Origin of the sequence: Flavobacterium sp. YO12 (assembly GCF_004119495.1) — a bacterium.
GTDB lineage: Bacteria > Bacteroidota > Bacteroidia > Flavobacteriales > Flavobacteriaceae > Flavobacterium.
In genome coordinates, this window is the sequence record NZ_NRQU01000010.1 from 63,633 (window position 1) to 79,727 (window position 16,095).

Sequence of the window (16,095 nt, forward strand, 5' to 3'; positions counted from 1 at the left end):
CAATAAGACTCAAATAATTGCAAAAGGTTTAATTGTGTCTTTTACATTTATTCAAATAGCGTGCCGTTAAAAAACTAACAGCAAAAAAAAGTCCCCTTAAACGGGGACTTCTATTTTTATTTCTCACGAATATAAATATCGATCGGAACTCCTGCAAAATCCCAGTTGTCACGGATTTTATTCTCTAAATATCTTTTGTAAGGTTCTTTTACATATTGCGGCATATTGGCGAAAAATACAAACTGAGGCGTTTGAGTTGGCAATTGCATACAATATTTAATTTTTACATATTTACCTTTTGTTGCCGGCGGCGGATATGCTTCAATTACTTTCAACATATATTCATTGAATTTCGAAGTTGAAATTCTTTGTTTTCTATTTTCAAAAACTTGAACTGTAGCTTCTAATGCTTTTAGTAAACGTTGTTTTGTTAATGCCGAAACAAACAAAATTGGCACATCTGTAAATGGCATTAATTCTTTTTTGATTCTTTCTTCGTAATCACGGCTTGACATGGTATCTTTTTCAACCAAATCCCATTTGTTTACTAAGATTACAACCCCTTTACGGTTTTTCTCGGCAAGCCAAAAAATACTTTGATCCTGACCTTCAAAACCACGAGTTGCATCGATTACTAAGATACAAACATCGGCATGCTCAATTGCTCTTACGGAACGCATTACAGAGTAAAACTCTAAATCTTCTTTAACTTTTGCTTTACGACGGATTCCCGCAGTATCAACTAAATTAAACTCAAAACCAAAACGGTCAAATTTTGTATCAATCGCATCACGAGTTGTACCAGCAATATCCGTTACAATATAACGATCCTGGCCAATTAAGGCATTGATAAAACTTGATTTTCCTGCATTAGGACGTCCTACAACTGCAAAACGAGGTAATTCTTCAGTAACCTCAACTGGTTCTTTTTCTGGAAATGCATCAATTAAAGCATCTAATAAATCTCCGGTTCCGCTTCCTGAGATACTTGCAAACGTAAAATAATCTCCTAAACCAAGATTATAAAACTCAATTGCATCTTTCTCACGCATTGCGTTATCAACTTTATTTACTGCCAATAAAACTGGTTTTGTTACTTTACGCAACAATTTAGCAACCGTTTCGTCCATTGGAGTAATTCCTTCTTCTACATCAACAACAAAAATAATAACATCGGCTTCGTCGATAGCAAGTTCTACTTGTTTACGGATTTCACCTTCAAATACGTCATCAGATCCGCGAACGTATCCACCCGTATCAATAACAGAAAACTCTTTTCCGTTCCACTCGCTTTTACCATAGTTTCTATCACGGGTAACCCCAGATACTGAATCTACAATAGCTTCTCTTCTTTGTATCAGCCTATTAAAAAGGGTCGATTTCCCTACATTAGGTCTTCCTACTATCGCAACAATGTTATTCATTTTTTTTGAATTTTAGACTTTAGATTTTAGATTTCAGACTTTTAGCTTCCTAAAAATCTAATAACTAATAACCTTAAATGCCTTATTTAAATTTTTTGCAAAGGTAGTCTTTTTTAGTTTGCAGTTATCAGTTTTAAGTATTCAGTAAAAAAATTGATAAAACTGTGACTTTAAACTGAAAACAGACTACTTTTTTTCAGGAGCTTAATCCAGCTTTCCACTATATCTTTTGTGGCGAACCCCGCCACAAAAGGATGCCGTTCCCATCTAGGCTAGGACATCTCGGTAACAAGAACTTTTAATTTAACGATTAAACAAATAAACGATTAACCGATTCAACAAAAAATTACTGATTATAACCAAATCGTTTCAACATATTAGCGTTACTTCTCCAGTTTTTATTCACTTTTACATAAAGCTCAATGTGAATTTGTTTTCCGAAGAATTTCTCCAAATCAACTCGAGCATCCATTCCTACTTTCTTTAGAGCAGTACCTTTATGCCCAATGATAATTCCTTTTTGAGTATCACGTTCGACCATAATTACAGAACGAATTCTGATAATCTTTTCATCTTCAAAAAATTCTTCTGTTACAATTTCTACTGCATACGGAATCTCTTTACTGTAATTCAACAAGATTTTTTCGCGAATAGTTTCGTTCACAAAAAAACGTTCAGGCTTATCTGTTAATTGATCTTTTGGATAATAAGCTGGTGATTCTGGCAATAACTCGATAATTCTGCCAAAAACTTCTGGTACATTAAAGTTTTGTAAAGCGGAAATTGGAAAAATTTCTGCATTTGGCACTTTTTCTTTCCAAAAAGCAACCTGCTCTTCTAATTGTTCCTGATTTGAATTGTCGATTTTATTCAACAATAACAAAACTGGAATTTTAGCATATATGATTTTATTGAAAAAAGCTTCGTCTTTTAAGTCTTGCTCCCCTATTTCGACCATATAGATTAAAATATCAGCATCTTCAAAAGCCGATTTTACGAAATTCATCATCGACTCCTGCATTTCATACGCCGGTTTTATAATTCCGGGTGTATCAGAAAGTACCAATTGAAAATCTTCGCCATTTACAATTCCTAGAATTCTATGACGTGTTGTTTGTGCTTTTGATGTAATGATAGATAGTCTTTCACCAACAAAGGCATTCATTAGTGTTGATTTTCCAACGTTTGGATTCCCGATGATGTTTACAAAACCTGCTTTATGTGACATTTGCATAATATTTTAAGGTGCAAAGGTAGTCATATCAACTCAATACAGAAAATAAAACATTTTTTTAAGTTTTCGTTGGATTTCTAAAAAATCGGCGTATCTTTGCACCCGAAACATCGCGGGATAGAGCAGTAGGCAGCTCGTCGGGCTCATAACCCGAAGGTCACAGGTTCGAGTCCTGTTCCCGCTACTAAGACAAAGCTTCAGAGAAATCTGAGGCTTTTTTTATTTTCTACCTTTCTGATTATTTTGCGAATACAGATTACAAATCTGCGCTATCGCTATCTACATATCGGAGCGATCAGGGTTTCAGTTCAAAATTCTCCTTCTTTACTGCATTTAAAAAAACTACAGGGCTAACTCCTGCAGAATATCAAAAATCCTCCCTAAAATGAGTTCAATATTATAGAATTGAACTCCTATCTTATAAATTAAAACTAAGAAACAATCTGCATTCCGGATATTTGCACTTATTATTAATAATCTTAAAAAATGATAAAAGCATCGAAAGTTATAATACAAAGTATTTTCATCTTCCTTCTTCTCTCAGCTATTTAACCCTTTAATCAGGGAATCAAACTATAAATTACGACAATGAAATATTTAACCACTATTTTATTTTTTACATTACTTGCCTGTAAAAGTGTGCATCAAACCAATAAACAAACTGTTGAAAATGCGATTACGAATAATGCTGTTCAGTTATTAGAAGACAAACGGTTTCATTCTGTTTCCGTTGCAGTGTTTAAAGATGGAAAAACCACAATAAAACATTTTGGCGAATTAACTATCGGAAAAGGAAATAAACCAAACGATTCTACACTATATGAACTAGCTTCTGTAACTAAAACTTTTACAGGGTATATAGTTGCAAAAGCTGTACTTGACAAAAAAATAAATTTAGATGATGATATTAGAATCTACCTTGATAAACCTTATCCTAATCTTGAATTTAAAGGTGAACCTATAAAAATAAAACATCTCATTACGCATACAAGTGGATTTCCGAATTTCCCTATAAAAAGCGAAAATAAAAAAGCTTTTTTTGAAGGACTAAAACTAATCAAAATTGAAACAAAACCTGGAGAAGTATATTACTATTCAAACACAGCTCCAGAGTTGACAGCATATATACTTGAAAAAGTATATCAAAAACCATATGAGGAATTGGTAATGGATTTTGTTTTGAAGCCAAATAAAATGACTCAAACCAAATTTACATTAAATGAAAATGACAAAATAAGATTGGTAAAAGGTTATAACGACAAAAACGAGTTAATGCCTAACTTCAATAGAACTTTATGGGGTGGAATTTCGGGATTGCATTCGACAACTACGGATTTAGTGAAATATTTGAAATTGCAACTAGACAAATCAAATCCTATTGTAAACGAATCTCATAAAAAATTATACAAAGAAGGTTCTGATTTTTGGGAAGGCTACCATTGGTACATCATAGAAAATGATGAGGAATTAATTTATAGACATCACGGAGGTATATACGGAATGCAGAATTGGTTTGTGATTTATCCAAAACAAAATATAGGGATATCCATATTGACAAATACCAGCTTTAATGAAACAGGAGAAATTTTAGAAAAAGTAGTTGATAAATTGTATGATGACATAAATAAATAACGCATAACAACTAAGTGCTAAATTCGAGTTTAGTTTCTGAATTGAACTTTAATGCAAAACTGAATATTTCCGCTTCAATTTCCACCAGTTAGCCAAGCTGCAAACCGCTTGGATTTAAATCAAGTCAATTTATATTATTTTTTTTAATTATTAATTTTAAGATGTTAATGCAAAAATCGCATAATAACCTCAATAAACTAGTGAGATAATTGACCGCTCCTGTTACTAAGACAAAGCTTCAGAGAAATCTGGAGCCTTTTTTTGTTTATACCTTGATTCTCTTTGCGGGCGCGAAATCACGAGACATTCGGACAGCTTTCCCCAAGAAATCTTCGAAGAGCGGGGTTACAAGCCAGACGCCAAATGAATATAAAACCACAAGCAAATAGGTACCAATTTATACAGTTTTGAGCTTTTGAGACCTTTTCTAATTTTTCTTATATGAATTTTGGATTTAAATAATTCAAAGCACTTTTTATGAAAAAAAACTTTTTACTACTGATCATTTTATTTGCCTTTTATTCTGCCAATGCTCAAAATGGAACTGATCTTTATCAGAAAAATAATGAAATTAAATTAAATGCTCTTGCTCCTTTATGGCAATCTTTTCAGGTTGGTTATGAAAGACATTTAAATCATAATTCGTCATTAGGAATTTCTTTTTATTATGTGTTTGACAATAAAAAGAATGAAAAGGATTTAAATTATTCAATATCTCCGTATTACAGAAGATATTTTGGTAAAAAATACGCATCAGGCTGGTTTGTTGAAGGATTTGGAATGCTGGCTTCAACAGATGGAAAAAAAATATACGCTTCAAAAGATCATTCTATATATACTGAAAATCCCGACGTTATTAATTTTGCTCTCGGTGCCGGCGGAGGCTGGAAATGGGTCAGTAAAAGCGGATTTCTTTTTGAAGCAAATATTGGTTATGGTGGTATATTAATCAATGCAGATAAAACAGATCATACTATTGTTGCAAAATTTGGGCTTACTGCTGGATATAGATTTTAATAAAACTTATGATTCAATCTAAAAAAACGTCAAATTCTTACGACAACTTTATTAAAATCATCCATAAACTGGTTAGATATTTGAATGCTTCCCACTACTAAGACAAAGCTTCAGAGAAATTCTGAGGCTTTTTTTTGTATATGACATTTTTTATTGCGGACCAATAGTAAATACAATACGAGCAGTGTAGTTGTCAACTGGAGTTGTAACAGACACGCCGCGTACTCGAAGGTTTAAACCTATATTAGTTACAGTTGCCAATGACAAAACAGCAGTTACTTTAAATAACTCTGTATCATTTGTAAGAACCTCCTGATAGGGTGCCGCTTGATTTGGAGTCATACTACAACCCACACATAATCCTGATCCATTGTTTAATTTTCTAACATCAATTTTTAGAGTATTATTCCATGTAGGATTGGGTTCATATCGTACCGAAATCTTACCTGTACCTAAAAGAAGCGGCACTGTCAAATTTAAACTCATTTGAGTAGAGGTACTTTCATAAGTTCCTGCATAATCAGACCCTGCTTCCGTAATGGTTGGAATAACAGGACTCCAATCTGTACCTACTACTGTAATCGTTTGAGATTTACCGGCTATACACACCAATAAAGCCCCCGCTAAAAGCAATAACCTTATAGATGCATTTATTCGATTTTTTATACAGGATTGTTTCACCATCTTTTTAGTTACTAATAGTGTAGGTTATCGTAATTATTTTACTCGTTGTTTGTACCAATTTCTTATAATCATCAATTTCTAAAGAAATATTCAGTAAGTGTCCGTTATTAATGCCATTTCCTGTATAAGCACCACCAATACCCGTTATAATCGTAGTAGGCGAAGTTGTTAGTGTAACTTTACCGGCTGAAGTTCCAAGAGTACCTCCGCCGCTACCAGTAGCAGCCGCCGCTTGAAGCTTTACAAATAGTCCCGCAAAGGACTGATCAATTTGGGCAGTAACAAATCTTGGCGGCGTTGTTGTTTTTTTAGCAGAAGTATAGTTTAACCATTTTGTGGTATTAACAGCAGGAATCGTCAGCGGACGACCCGCTTCTGTTGGAGCTAAAAAGCTAAAAGAAATAGCAGTCATACTCGGCTCAACATCAAGTAATGCAACTTCTGAAAGATTTATATTAATATTACGGTTTCCAGACGTTTGCGCTGAAAGAAAAAAAGTACCACAAAAAAACAGCAATACCCCAAAAACAAATTGAATTGAATTAAAAATCATTTTTTATCTTTTGAAGTGTTAAAACCTACTTTCATTGGTTTTTGCAAATATTTTATTTCTTTTTCTGTTTTACTTATCTTAAGCTGAACCTGCTTATCTTCATTAGGGTTAAGTGTCAAATTTATATCATCGGTAAGAATTTTATATTTGCTGTCTAATGCGTTGCGATATACTTTTAACTTCCAATCTCCTGGTCTTAGATATGTAAAATCAAAAGGCTTGGTTATTTTACATATTTTTCTAAAAACCTGACTATCTGATATTATTTCAACAATTACACTTTGTTCTTTGTCGGCAATATCTTTGTCATCGAGTATTATAATTCCTTTAATATTTGAGGCTTTTGTAATACCAAAATTGAGATAATTTCCTCCTTCTGCTATTGTGACTTTAGCAGGAATATCAATATCTGTAATATCTTTTACCCCTGTGTGCCTTGTTCTATCTCAAGAAAGTAAGTATCGGGTTTTACATTTTTAAACAAAAAATGACCTCTTTCATCAGTAATAGCTGAGTAAGGTCCCAAATGAAGTTTTACACCTTGTATTTGTGCACTCTCTAAAGTAGTGATATTTCCTTCAAAAAAACCATACTCTTTGACTTTTTTTATGGGCGCATGAATATCCAGCGTATACCGTACAGAAAATGAAAAATCTTTATTCTCAAGTTGATTTTGTGCTAAAGCATATCGAGAAAGCAGGTTTATTTGCTGTCTTGGTGATATTCTGTAATTTAATGCCAATTCCAGAAGATTTCGATCTCTATAGTATTCCTCCAAATAATATGTATTTTGATAGAATAAACTCAAATACCATCGATCATAAATAGTCGCATTTATGCGTCCTCCATATAAAAACAGCTTCTCATCCTTTGCTGCATATCGACTCACGGTAGAATAACTGCCATAAAGACTTATAGAATTTCGTTTGTAATTATAGCTGACGTTTGCAGTTTGTATTGATGTTTTGCCTGTTGAATTAATCAAAAAATTAGTTGTTTCTGCGAAAAACATTTGAAAATTGACCGAAAATTTATAAATATCCTGAGATAATTCGATACGATTAAATCTTTCTTTATAAAAAAACTGTTTATGCTCCATTCTGTCTTCGTATTCCTGAGTTCCACTAAACAAAGAAACTGCACCAGTTTTTAAATAGTTGTAACGTATTCCTATTTGAAAAGCTTCTCTAAATGGAGCCGCACCATAGAGCGTATCTCTTTCAAAATTTCTCGCATCCTTTTGATAATTAGCCGAAAGGTTTAGTTTGGGTAAAATCCGATAATTAACATTGGAAGTAAAAAATTGCGTATCTGTATAATAGCCCGAAAAATGAGGAGACGCATATATATAACTCGCACTGACATTTAGATCATTAAAATAAGTTTGAGCTTGCAGCTGCCATGCAGTTCCTTGTGTTTTTTCATTATTACTTACAGCATATTCTCCTTGTATCCCTATTTTATCAAAAACATTTGTCTCTCCAGAAACATAATGCAAATGATCCTCTTGATGACTATCTTTTCGTTTCAATAAATATCCGTAGCGTATATTATTTTTGGCATTAAAGTTCACTTTAGCATAAACATTAATCTCTTCTTTAATATCTTTAAAAAAGCGTGGTTTATTGTAAAACCCACCTACCTCTAATTTCTTGTATTTTTGTCTTAGTTCTACACCTCTCCCGTATCTTGAAAACTCGGTCAAAAATGACGAATAAAAGATCTTATCTCCTAAATGAGCATAAAAATTATTGGATTTATAATTAACAAAATATTCTTCATACTGAGAAAAGACAGTTAATCCGAAACGATCTGGACCGACTGCTCTAAATTCAAGAAATTTTGTATTCTCTTCATTTAAAGCTCCTCTTCCATAAATTTCTCCCTGAAAACCAGATTCATAATCATTTCGCTGCTGTCTCCCAATATACGTTGCCGCTACTCTAATAGGAAAACGAAGCCAGACATCTTCATTTACAGGAAAAGCGGGAATAACATTTGTAATCTGCGAAGCAAAAACGGATTGCGTAGTGTCGCTTTTTACAGAAGCTGTAAGTTTAATTAAGTTTTGAGAAGGTTTGGGTTGTTTAAGATCAGTAGATTGATATGCGTTTATTGTTGCTGCCATTCCGGGTGATAACAAAATAGGATTATCTCCTTTTACAAAAGTTGCTGCAGAGGTCTCGATAAAGATATTTTCTTCAACGTTTCCCTCATTTTTTAGAATAAAAAAGCTATTAATAGTATCTCCGGCTTTTACATAGCTTGGCGTAGAAATAACATCTAATGTTATCCGCTGCACTTGACTTACCATTAACGCAAACTCTTGAGAATACAAAATAGCATTTGTTTTATCATTAATAATTAAATGTATGCTGTCTTTACCTTTTGGTTCATTAATTGGTACTTGAATAGCCGCTAAATATATTTTAGTTTCATTTGCTGCTAAATCAAAATCATAAGGTGCAGCAGCTAAAATCCAGCCTTTTGGAAGGGTGACTTTTGGAGTAACCAAAATATCTTTTGAAAATGGATTAGTAATCTTAAAAACCAATGTTTGTACTTTTCCCGGGGTAAGAAACTCGTTTTGGTTTACTAAATTAACCGCGAGATTTTGCGCCTGAAAAAAATAAGGAATAATAAATAATAATATAATTATTATTTTATTCATTTGGTATATTTAGTTCAATATTTATTCCAAAAACATTATCATCACTACTACTCGCGAGTATCGAAGCATTATATTTTCCAGCAGGAACTGAACTTAAATCTATAGTAAACAGCTTGGAATTATTAGGCAATAAACTCATTATATCGCTCTTGAATTTTCCTTTATTACTGCCGTCTTTACTATCAAATATCTCGATGGAGGCTTCAACAAGATGAAATATTTCTCCATTATTTGAAATTGAAAGTTCCAAAATATTCTTTCCAGTAATTTTCTTTAAATCAATAGCATCAAAAGTCATTAAAGCACTTGCTGGTTTTTCATTTGTTGTAATGATCTGAATGCTATAACGAATGAGTGTTCGCAGCTGAATACCATTTTTGACATTATTTGGAACAATATCGTCAACAGGCTCGACCATTACAACACTCCAAAAGCTGCCGCCAGGAGTGTTTTCTGGAATAATGATTTCATAAGATACACTGGCCTTACCTTTACCTTCTATTTTTAATAAATCAGTATTTAATTTAATCCATTTTAAATTACTCCTCTTATTTTTTCCATAATCTTCATAAAATGAAGTACCTGTCGCATTGTAGCTGTAATCTTGTTGATAAAGCCTTACATTTTGAGGAATATCAGAAGTATTTTCGATTGTGATAATTCCTTTTTGCAGTGTTCCTTCTTTTAGTCTGTAATTATGCGTCAAACCATTGGTAATAACAATACTTGCGAATAAATTAGTATACGCAAAGAAAACTGCAATAAAAAAGAGTGTTTTTTTTAAAGTCATTGTAGTAGGTATTTAAGATATTCTGGTAGTTGGGGTAAACAAAAAAAGTGCCTCCTGATTTTACATAAGCGACACTATTTTTGCTCAAAGATCTTGTAAAAAATACTGCTTTTAGTTTTCAGCAATAGTATAAGTAACTGTTACCGAAGGCGTCGAGGCAAACAAACCTGTGTAATTATTAGCATGTAATGAATAAGTCAAATTGTGTCCGTTTGAAGCACCATCTCCAGTATATGAAGCTCCAATTGCTGATACAATTTGCTGGTCAGCAGCGGTAAGAGTAATTGCACTGCCGGCAATAGTTCCCAGCGTTCCTCCGCCATTTGATCCAGTAGCTGTAGCTGCCTGAACTCTTACATCTAAGCCTGGTACAACTGCATCCATTTTGACAGATACTTTAGCCGTTTTTGCACTTGCTGTTGGAATGTAAGAATAATTGAGCCACAAACTAGCATTGTTAGCAGGAGCTACAATAGGTAAACCTGCCTCTACGGGAGCAGTAAAAGCCATCGTAATATTTTTTGACAACGCTGGTTCAATATCCACAATAGCGACTGTGGGAATTGTAATTCCTACTGTGTGAAAATCTGTCCTAGTGTCTTGAGCATGGGCTTTGCCAAAAACAACCATAAAAAATACAACCGATAAAATGTTAAATTTTTTCATACGAAATGTTTTATATTTTATATAAATTTATAAAATTTTCAAACATATCTCTATAAAATCTTACAATTTTAATAAGTTTTTTTACTTAACAATCTTCAAGTTCCTGTTTCATCTATAATAGCCGCAACAATGATTAACAGTACCATTACTACAAATTAAAAAAAACACCATTGCTTCTTTTACAAAATATGTTAAGTAAATCTATACCGATTATAATTCATAAAAATCATTTTGGTGCAACCGTTTTAATAAAAAAGATTAAGCTGCCTATAACATAAAGCATTGCTAAAAGCAAAAAATATCATTACTCTATTTTGTAAGATCCAGAGAAAAATTTACGCCCCGAAAGTAACGGATTTGCTTATCTTGTTCTAAAATAATTTTACACAAGAAGTAAAAATATATAAAGACAATTCAGCTCAAATTTGAGATAAAAAATGTTTCTATAAGCGGCGGTTCTTTTTATTTACTTTTCGCGATTCTAAATCCAAAACCGTCATTTCGTGTGTCTTTCGGAGATTGATATCTCACTTCGGGCATATGAATTCCATATTCTAATGGTTTTCCATCTGCACTTTGGGTTTCGTAAAACCAACTAACGCCTTTCGAAATTTTATATTTCCCTTCTCCTTCTATTGGTCCTTGAGGATTCTGTTTGCTTACCAAACTATCCTTTTCAGGATTATACCAATCAGAAACCCATTCACCAACATTTCCAGTCATATCATGAATTCCTAATTCATTAGGTTTAAGAAGTCCAACTTTATGAAAAATGCTGTCTGAGTTTTCTTTTACCCAACCAATCTCGATTGGATTATTGCTGCCGCTATATTTGTAGTTTTTAGTTTTCTTTCCACCTTTGGCAGCATATTCCCACTCTGCTTCTGTTGGCAATCTTCCTCCTGCCCATTTTGCATAGTCATTTGCTTCATCCCAAGTTGCAAGCATTGGATTATTATCTATCCATTTATAATATACCTTTTTTCCATAGGCATTTTCAATAGGCGCGTCAGGCATTTTTCTGCCTGTTTTTTTACAAAACTCTTTAAACTGCTTAACCGTTATTTCATATTTACTTATGTAAAAATTATCAAGTTCAACCATTCGGTGTGGACTTGTAAAACCATTTATTGTATCACCTTTGGGAGTAATAATAATTTGGTTTTTTCCTTGCTCAAAAGTCCCTCCTTCTACAAAAACCCAATCAATATTGTCTTCTTTACAGGAAGTGAATGCAAAAAATCCAAGAAAAATTATAAGTATTTGTGTTTTCATATAATCTATTTAAAATTACTTCCAAAACGTAAAAAAAAAGCAAGTGCTAACTGATGGGAAGTGCCCTTAGAAGTTCTGGCCTTTTCTACTTGATTTCTTACTCAGGCTTTATTAAATTATCTTTTACTTTAGCATAAATATCAAGACTTATAAATTTACCATTTTTAATTTCGCAGTCTTTCATAGTTCCTTCGAATTGAAAGTCAAGTTTAGCCATTGCGTTTTTACAATTCATATTTTCCGACTCAACAAATCCCTCAATTCTGTTAAGGTCTAAATTCTCAAATCCATGATGACAAATTAAGGGCATTGCTTCTTTCATAATTCCTTGTCCCCAAAAATTTGGAATTAACCAAAAACCTATTTCTACTTTTTTATGTTCTTTGCTTAAATTATTTAATCCACCCGCTCCGTAGAATGTTTTGTTATCAGCCGAGCAAATAGCAAACCAAATTCCTGTTTCATTTTTTTCAAGGTCAGCAAAAAAAAGCATTTGCTCTTTAGTTGCTTCCAATGTTTGAAAACTCACTCCATAATATTTAATAACTTCTGGATGTGAAAGTCCTTTGAAAACATTTTCAAGATCACTATCTGCAAATTGTCGCAGTAAAAGTCTTTCTGTTTTTATAGTTGGAAATTCTTTCTTCATGATTTTTTGTTTGTTTGATTAATATTACCCAAGTGCTTTTAAGGATGGAAAGCAATATTACATCAAGTTACAAAATCATAATTTCTAAAACTGGTACGATATACCGGCACTAGCGATCCCTTTGTATCCAAAACCAAATTCTGCAAAACCTGCAAGTGATTTTCCTACACGAAATCCTAAGGCGTTTAACTGATAGTTTACAAAACCATCACCATCAGGAGAGCTTCCCGGACCTGAATAATCTACACTTTCAGAAGTATAAGCAACTGCAATTCCTGAGTACATTTGAAAAAAACTACTGGAAATATAACGGTAATCCGTACCCAACCCTACAGTAATATAAGAATAATCAAGCTCTCCGTTTTTTGCTCCACTTACATATACATCTTGTGACATTTTTTGATAAAAACCATCTGCATATACCATCCATCTCTTTGCAACAGCATAACGATACGTTAACCCAAAGGTGGGACCAGCATTCATATTCTGGGTTGTAATTTGACCACCTGTAAAGCCTCCTGTAAGGACATCTGTAAAAAGGTTTGCTAAGTCTGTTGATGTAGCTGCACCTACACTAAAGCTAATGTCGCTGGTACCTTTTTCTTGCGCTTGTCCTGTTATCACAAATCCAAATACAATAAAAATTGAAAGTAATAATTGTTTTTTCATGTGCTAGATAATTAATTTACTTTTTTATATTCCAATGTCCCCAACTGATCATTTGTTATAATACGTTTATCACTGTCAAAATATTCTATTTGAAATTTTACAGAGATAAGATCAACAATCACTGTAAGCACCTCATTGTTTTTGGATAATTTCCATTTACCTTTTGTACTCTTATCCCCAACAATTCCAGTAAATTTTCCATCCTCAGTAAAGACTTGGAAAACCTGGTCACTTTTAAATTTTTCTTTTATACTTTTCTCTTTGCCATTCTTTGTTAGTTTTACCAGTTGCCATTTACCAATAAGCTGAGTCGATGTTTGTGCAGAGATAGTGCACATAAAAAAGAGAAGGATTAGAGAGAGAGTTGTTTTCATAAATAGTTTTTTAAGTTGTACAATATTGCAGCTTCAAAAACTAAATTACAAAAAAAAAAATCTGAATATTAAATAATTTGAATCGAATATTCATTATAATATTAACAGCTAAATTAAAACAAAAAAAATGGTAATGTATAAACAAAAAATACAGTTCTCTAATTGGTAAGAAACTATATAGCTTAACAATACCAGTAATTTTAAAGTTAAATTAAGAAGCAAGTGCAATAGTCCAATTAGATATTTGAATGTTTCCCGCTACTAAGACAAAAGCTCCAGATTTCTCTGAAGCTTTTGCTTTTCATTTGAAGATTTTGGAAAGGGTATTACCAGATCGTTATTCTATCTTTCTCTGGTAAAAACATTTTATCACCAGGTTTTACATTAAATGCATTGTAAAAAGGTGTCGTATTCATTAAAGGACCATTAACACGCCAATTTGGCGGCGAATGCGGATTATTGTTGATCCATAAACGCAGAAACTCGTCTTTCATTTTTACTCTCCATATTTTAGCTATAGAAATAAAGAAGCGTTGGTCTGGAGTAAAGCCGTCGATTTTTGTATTCCCTTTACCTTGTTCCGTCATTTTAAAAGCATCATAAGCAACTGCTATTCCTGCAATATCTGCCGTATTTTCGCCAACTGTCATTGCACCATTAATATGTAAATCCCCCAAAACAGTATAGGTACTGTACAGATTGACAACCTGTTGTATTCTAGATTTAAACTGCGCGTAATCCTCTTTTGTCCACCAGTTTTTCAGGTTTCCATCCTTATCATATTGAGCACCTTGATCATCAAAAGTATGGGTTATTTCGTGACCTATAACCATTCCAATACCGCCATAATTAAGGGCATCATCTGCATTGTTATCAAAATATGGGGCTTGTAAAATCCCTGCAGGAAAAACAATTTCATTTGCAGTGGGATTATTATATGCCGTAACTGTTGGAGTTGTAGTATACCATTCTGATTTATCAACTGGTTTGCCCAATTTTGCCAATTGAAATTGATATGCAGCCGCAGCGGCCGAAACCATATTTTCAAAATAAGTGTTTCTAGCTATGTGTACATTGCTATAGTCTCTCCATTTATCTGGATATCCTATTTTCTTAGTAATGGCAAATAATTTTTCTTTGGCTTTTTGTTTCGTGATAGGACTCATCCATTCTAATTTATCAATTCTTTTGCCGTACGCTTTTTGCAAATTATTCACGAGGATTAACATACGTTTTTTAGCATCTTCTGAAAAATATTTCTTTACATACAATTCACCCAGTGCATCGCCTAAGTAATTATCAACAACATTAGCCATTTTTTCTCCGCGTGTTTTTTGTACAGCTTGACCAGAAAGCACTTTGGTGTACTCAAATGAGGCATCTGCAAAAGGTTTACTTAAATCATCTGCATATCTTTCTATAGCATTCGCTTTCAAGTAAATTTTCCAATTATTAATAGGAATGGTTTTCAAAAGCTTATTTAGAGCGTCATAATAGGCTGGTTGACCTACATTAATAAAATCAGTTTTAGCACCTAAATTATTTAAAAAAGCAGTCCAGTCTATGTTCGGATGTCTTTTTACAAGATCTGCCACAGCCGTTTTATTATAATTGGCTTGCACATCTCGAAGTTCAACTTTTGTTTTATGCGAAACAGCAATTTGTTTGTCAATATCGTAAACTAAATCAGCATTCTTTTTAGCCTCTTCGGCACTGCTGCCTGTTTGTTGAAATAATACAGTAAGGTATTTTTTATATGATTCTTGTATAGCAGCAGTCGATGAATCTGATTTGAAATAATAATCCCTGTCTGGCAAGCCAATCCCAGTTTGATAAAGTTGAGCAATGTTCATGCTGCTGTTTTTATCATCGGGTGACACTCCAAAAGCTATTATAGAAGAATTGCCTGCTTTTTCTTCATTAGCTACAAATTTCATTAAAGACGGTAAATCACTAATGGCTTCAATTTTAGCAAGCAAGGGTTTGATTGGTGTATAACCACGTTTGTCAATGGTTACGGTATCCATTCCTGATGCATAAAAATCACCTACTTTTTGTGCTATACTTCCTGCTGAATTCTCACTTTTAGAAATACTGTCTAATATTCGCTGCAGGCGCATTCGCTGCGGGAAATTCATAAACATATAGGCGCCTACTCCGGCTTGAGATGGTGGTATCGATACAGAATCGTACCATTTGCCATTTACATATTTAAAAAAATCATTACCAGGTGTCAATGTGGAATCTATTCCAGTGATGACGACATTTTTTTTCTCCTGATGTTTTGAACACGCTGTAAAAGCTAAGAATGCAATAAAGAGCAATAAGGATTTTTTCATAAGCTAGATGGTTTCTATTAAAATGAACTGAAAAAACGTTTGAAAAGCAATTTTAAAATGGATATGCCTGGCATCGTTAATTTTAGCAGAACAATATACGAATTCAGTTTTTAATTCT

The 16,095-nt window shown here is 33.2% G+C and carries 14 protein-coding genes and 1 tRNA gene; 3 read left to right on the forward strand and 12 right to left on the reverse strand.

All coding sequences use genetic code 11. The annotated features are described in order from the left end of the window. Nucleotides 1-116: 116 nt before the first annotated feature. Together der and era are read right to left on the reverse strand one after the other, a co-directional pair. A complete protein-coding gene (gene der, locus BOW55_RS04975) occupies nucleotides 117-1,424 on the reverse strand; it encodes a ribosome biogenesis GTPase Der (RefSeq protein ID WP_089053902.1) in 1,308 nt (435 codons plus the stop codon). A 346-nt stretch (nucleotides 1,425-1,770) separates the two neighbouring features. Continuing rightward, on the reverse strand, nucleotides 1,771-2,652 hold the full coding sequence (gene era, locus BOW55_RS04980; protein WP_129023239.1) for a GTPase Era: 882 nt from the start codon (nucleotides 2,650-2,652) through the stop codon (nucleotides 1,771-1,773). Nucleotides 2,653-2,769: 117 nt separating this feature from the next. Between era and BOW55_RS04985 the strand changes: the two genes are divergently transcribed. The 3 genes from BOW55_RS04985 to BOW55_RS04995 all read left to right on the forward strand — a co-directional run bounded on the left by BOW55_RS04985 (nucleotide 2,770) and on the right by BOW55_RS04995 (nucleotide 5,307). Further along, nucleotides 2,770-2,842: transfer RNA gene (locus BOW55_RS04985), tRNA-Met, on the forward strand. A 404-nt stretch (nucleotides 2,843-3,246) separates the two neighbouring features. Then, entirely contained in the window at nucleotides 3,247-4,290 is a 1,044-nt protein-coding gene (locus tag BOW55_RS04990) for a serine hydrolase (RefSeq protein ID WP_129023240.1), read from the forward strand. Between the two features lie 477 nt (nucleotides 4,291-4,767). Next, nucleotides 4,768-5,307, forward strand: coding sequence for a DUF3575 domain-containing protein (locus tag BOW55_RS04995; protein WP_129023241.1), 540 nt, complete (start codon nucleotides 4,768-4,770; stop codon nucleotides 5,305-5,307). A 150-nt stretch (nucleotides 5,308-5,457) separates the two neighbouring features. Here the strand turns inward: BOW55_RS04995 and BOW55_RS05000 are convergent, their stop codons facing one another. The 10 genes from BOW55_RS05000 to BOW55_RS05045 all read right to left on the reverse strand — a co-directional run bounded on the left by BOW55_RS05000 (nucleotide 5,458) and on the right by BOW55_RS05045 (nucleotide 15,977). Next, nucleotides 5,458-5,991 (reverse strand): hypothetical protein, encoded by a 534-nt coding sequence (locus tag BOW55_RS05000; protein WP_129023242.1) that lies wholly within the window; start codon nucleotides 5,989-5,991, stop codon nucleotides 5,458-5,460. 4 nt (nucleotides 5,992-5,995) lie between these two features. After that, nucleotides 5,996-6,544: a hypothetical protein gene (locus BOW55_RS05005; protein WP_129023243.1), complete on the reverse strand. Its 549-nt coding sequence runs from the start codon at nucleotides 6,542-6,544 to the stop codon at nucleotides 5,996-5,998. 421 nt (nucleotides 6,545-6,965) lie between these two features. Further along, nucleotides 6,966-9,215 carry a hypothetical protein gene (locus BOW55_RS05010; RefSeq protein ID WP_129023244.1) on the reverse strand — a complete coding sequence of 750 codons (2,250 nt, stop codon included), beginning with the start codon at nucleotides 9,213-9,215 and terminating at the stop codon, nucleotides 6,966-6,968. After that, nucleotides 9,208-10,005: a hypothetical protein gene (locus tag BOW55_RS05015; RefSeq protein ID WP_129023245.1), complete on the reverse strand. Its 798-nt coding sequence runs from the start codon at nucleotides 10,003-10,005 to the stop codon at nucleotides 9,208-9,210. Before BOW55_RS05015 ends, BOW55_RS05010 begins: the two co-directional genes overlap by 8 nt. Nucleotides 10,006-10,116: 111 nt before the next feature. Further along, complete coding sequence (locus BOW55_RS05020; RefSeq protein ID WP_089053910.1) at nucleotides 10,117-10,671, reverse strand: hypothetical protein; 555 nt, start codon at nucleotides 10,669-10,671, stop codon at nucleotides 10,117-10,119. 462 nt (nucleotides 10,672-11,133) lie between these two features. Beyond that, a complete protein-coding gene (locus BOW55_RS05025) occupies nucleotides 11,134-11,946 on the reverse strand; it encodes an SUMF1/EgtB/PvdO family nonheme iron enzyme (protein WP_129023246.1) in 813 nt (270 codons plus the stop codon). 97 nt (nucleotides 11,947-12,043) lie between these two features. Next, the gene (locus BOW55_RS05030) at nucleotides 12,044-12,595 is read right to left on the reverse strand and encodes a GNAT family N-acetyltransferase (RefSeq protein ID WP_129023247.1); all 552 of its coding nucleotides are present in this window, start codon (nucleotides 12,593-12,595) and stop codon (nucleotides 12,044-12,046) included. Nucleotides 12,596-12,679: 84 nt separating this feature from the next. Then, nucleotides 12,680-13,264: a hypothetical protein gene (locus BOW55_RS05035; RefSeq protein WP_129023248.1), complete on the reverse strand. Its 585-nt coding sequence runs from the start codon at nucleotides 13,262-13,264 to the stop codon at nucleotides 12,680-12,682. Between the two features lie 11 nt (nucleotides 13,265-13,275). After that, on the reverse strand, nucleotides 13,276-13,638 hold the full coding sequence (locus BOW55_RS05040) for a lipocalin family protein (protein ID WP_129023249.1): 363 nt from the start codon (nucleotides 13,636-13,638) through the stop codon (nucleotides 13,276-13,278). A gap of 326 nt (nucleotides 13,639-13,964) precedes the next feature. Then, on the reverse strand, nucleotides 13,965-15,977 hold the full coding sequence (locus tag BOW55_RS05045) for a M13 family metallopeptidase (protein ID WP_129023250.1): 2,013 nt from the start codon (nucleotides 15,975-15,977) through the stop codon (nucleotides 13,965-13,967). Nucleotides 15,978-16,095 lie beyond the last annotated feature (118 nt).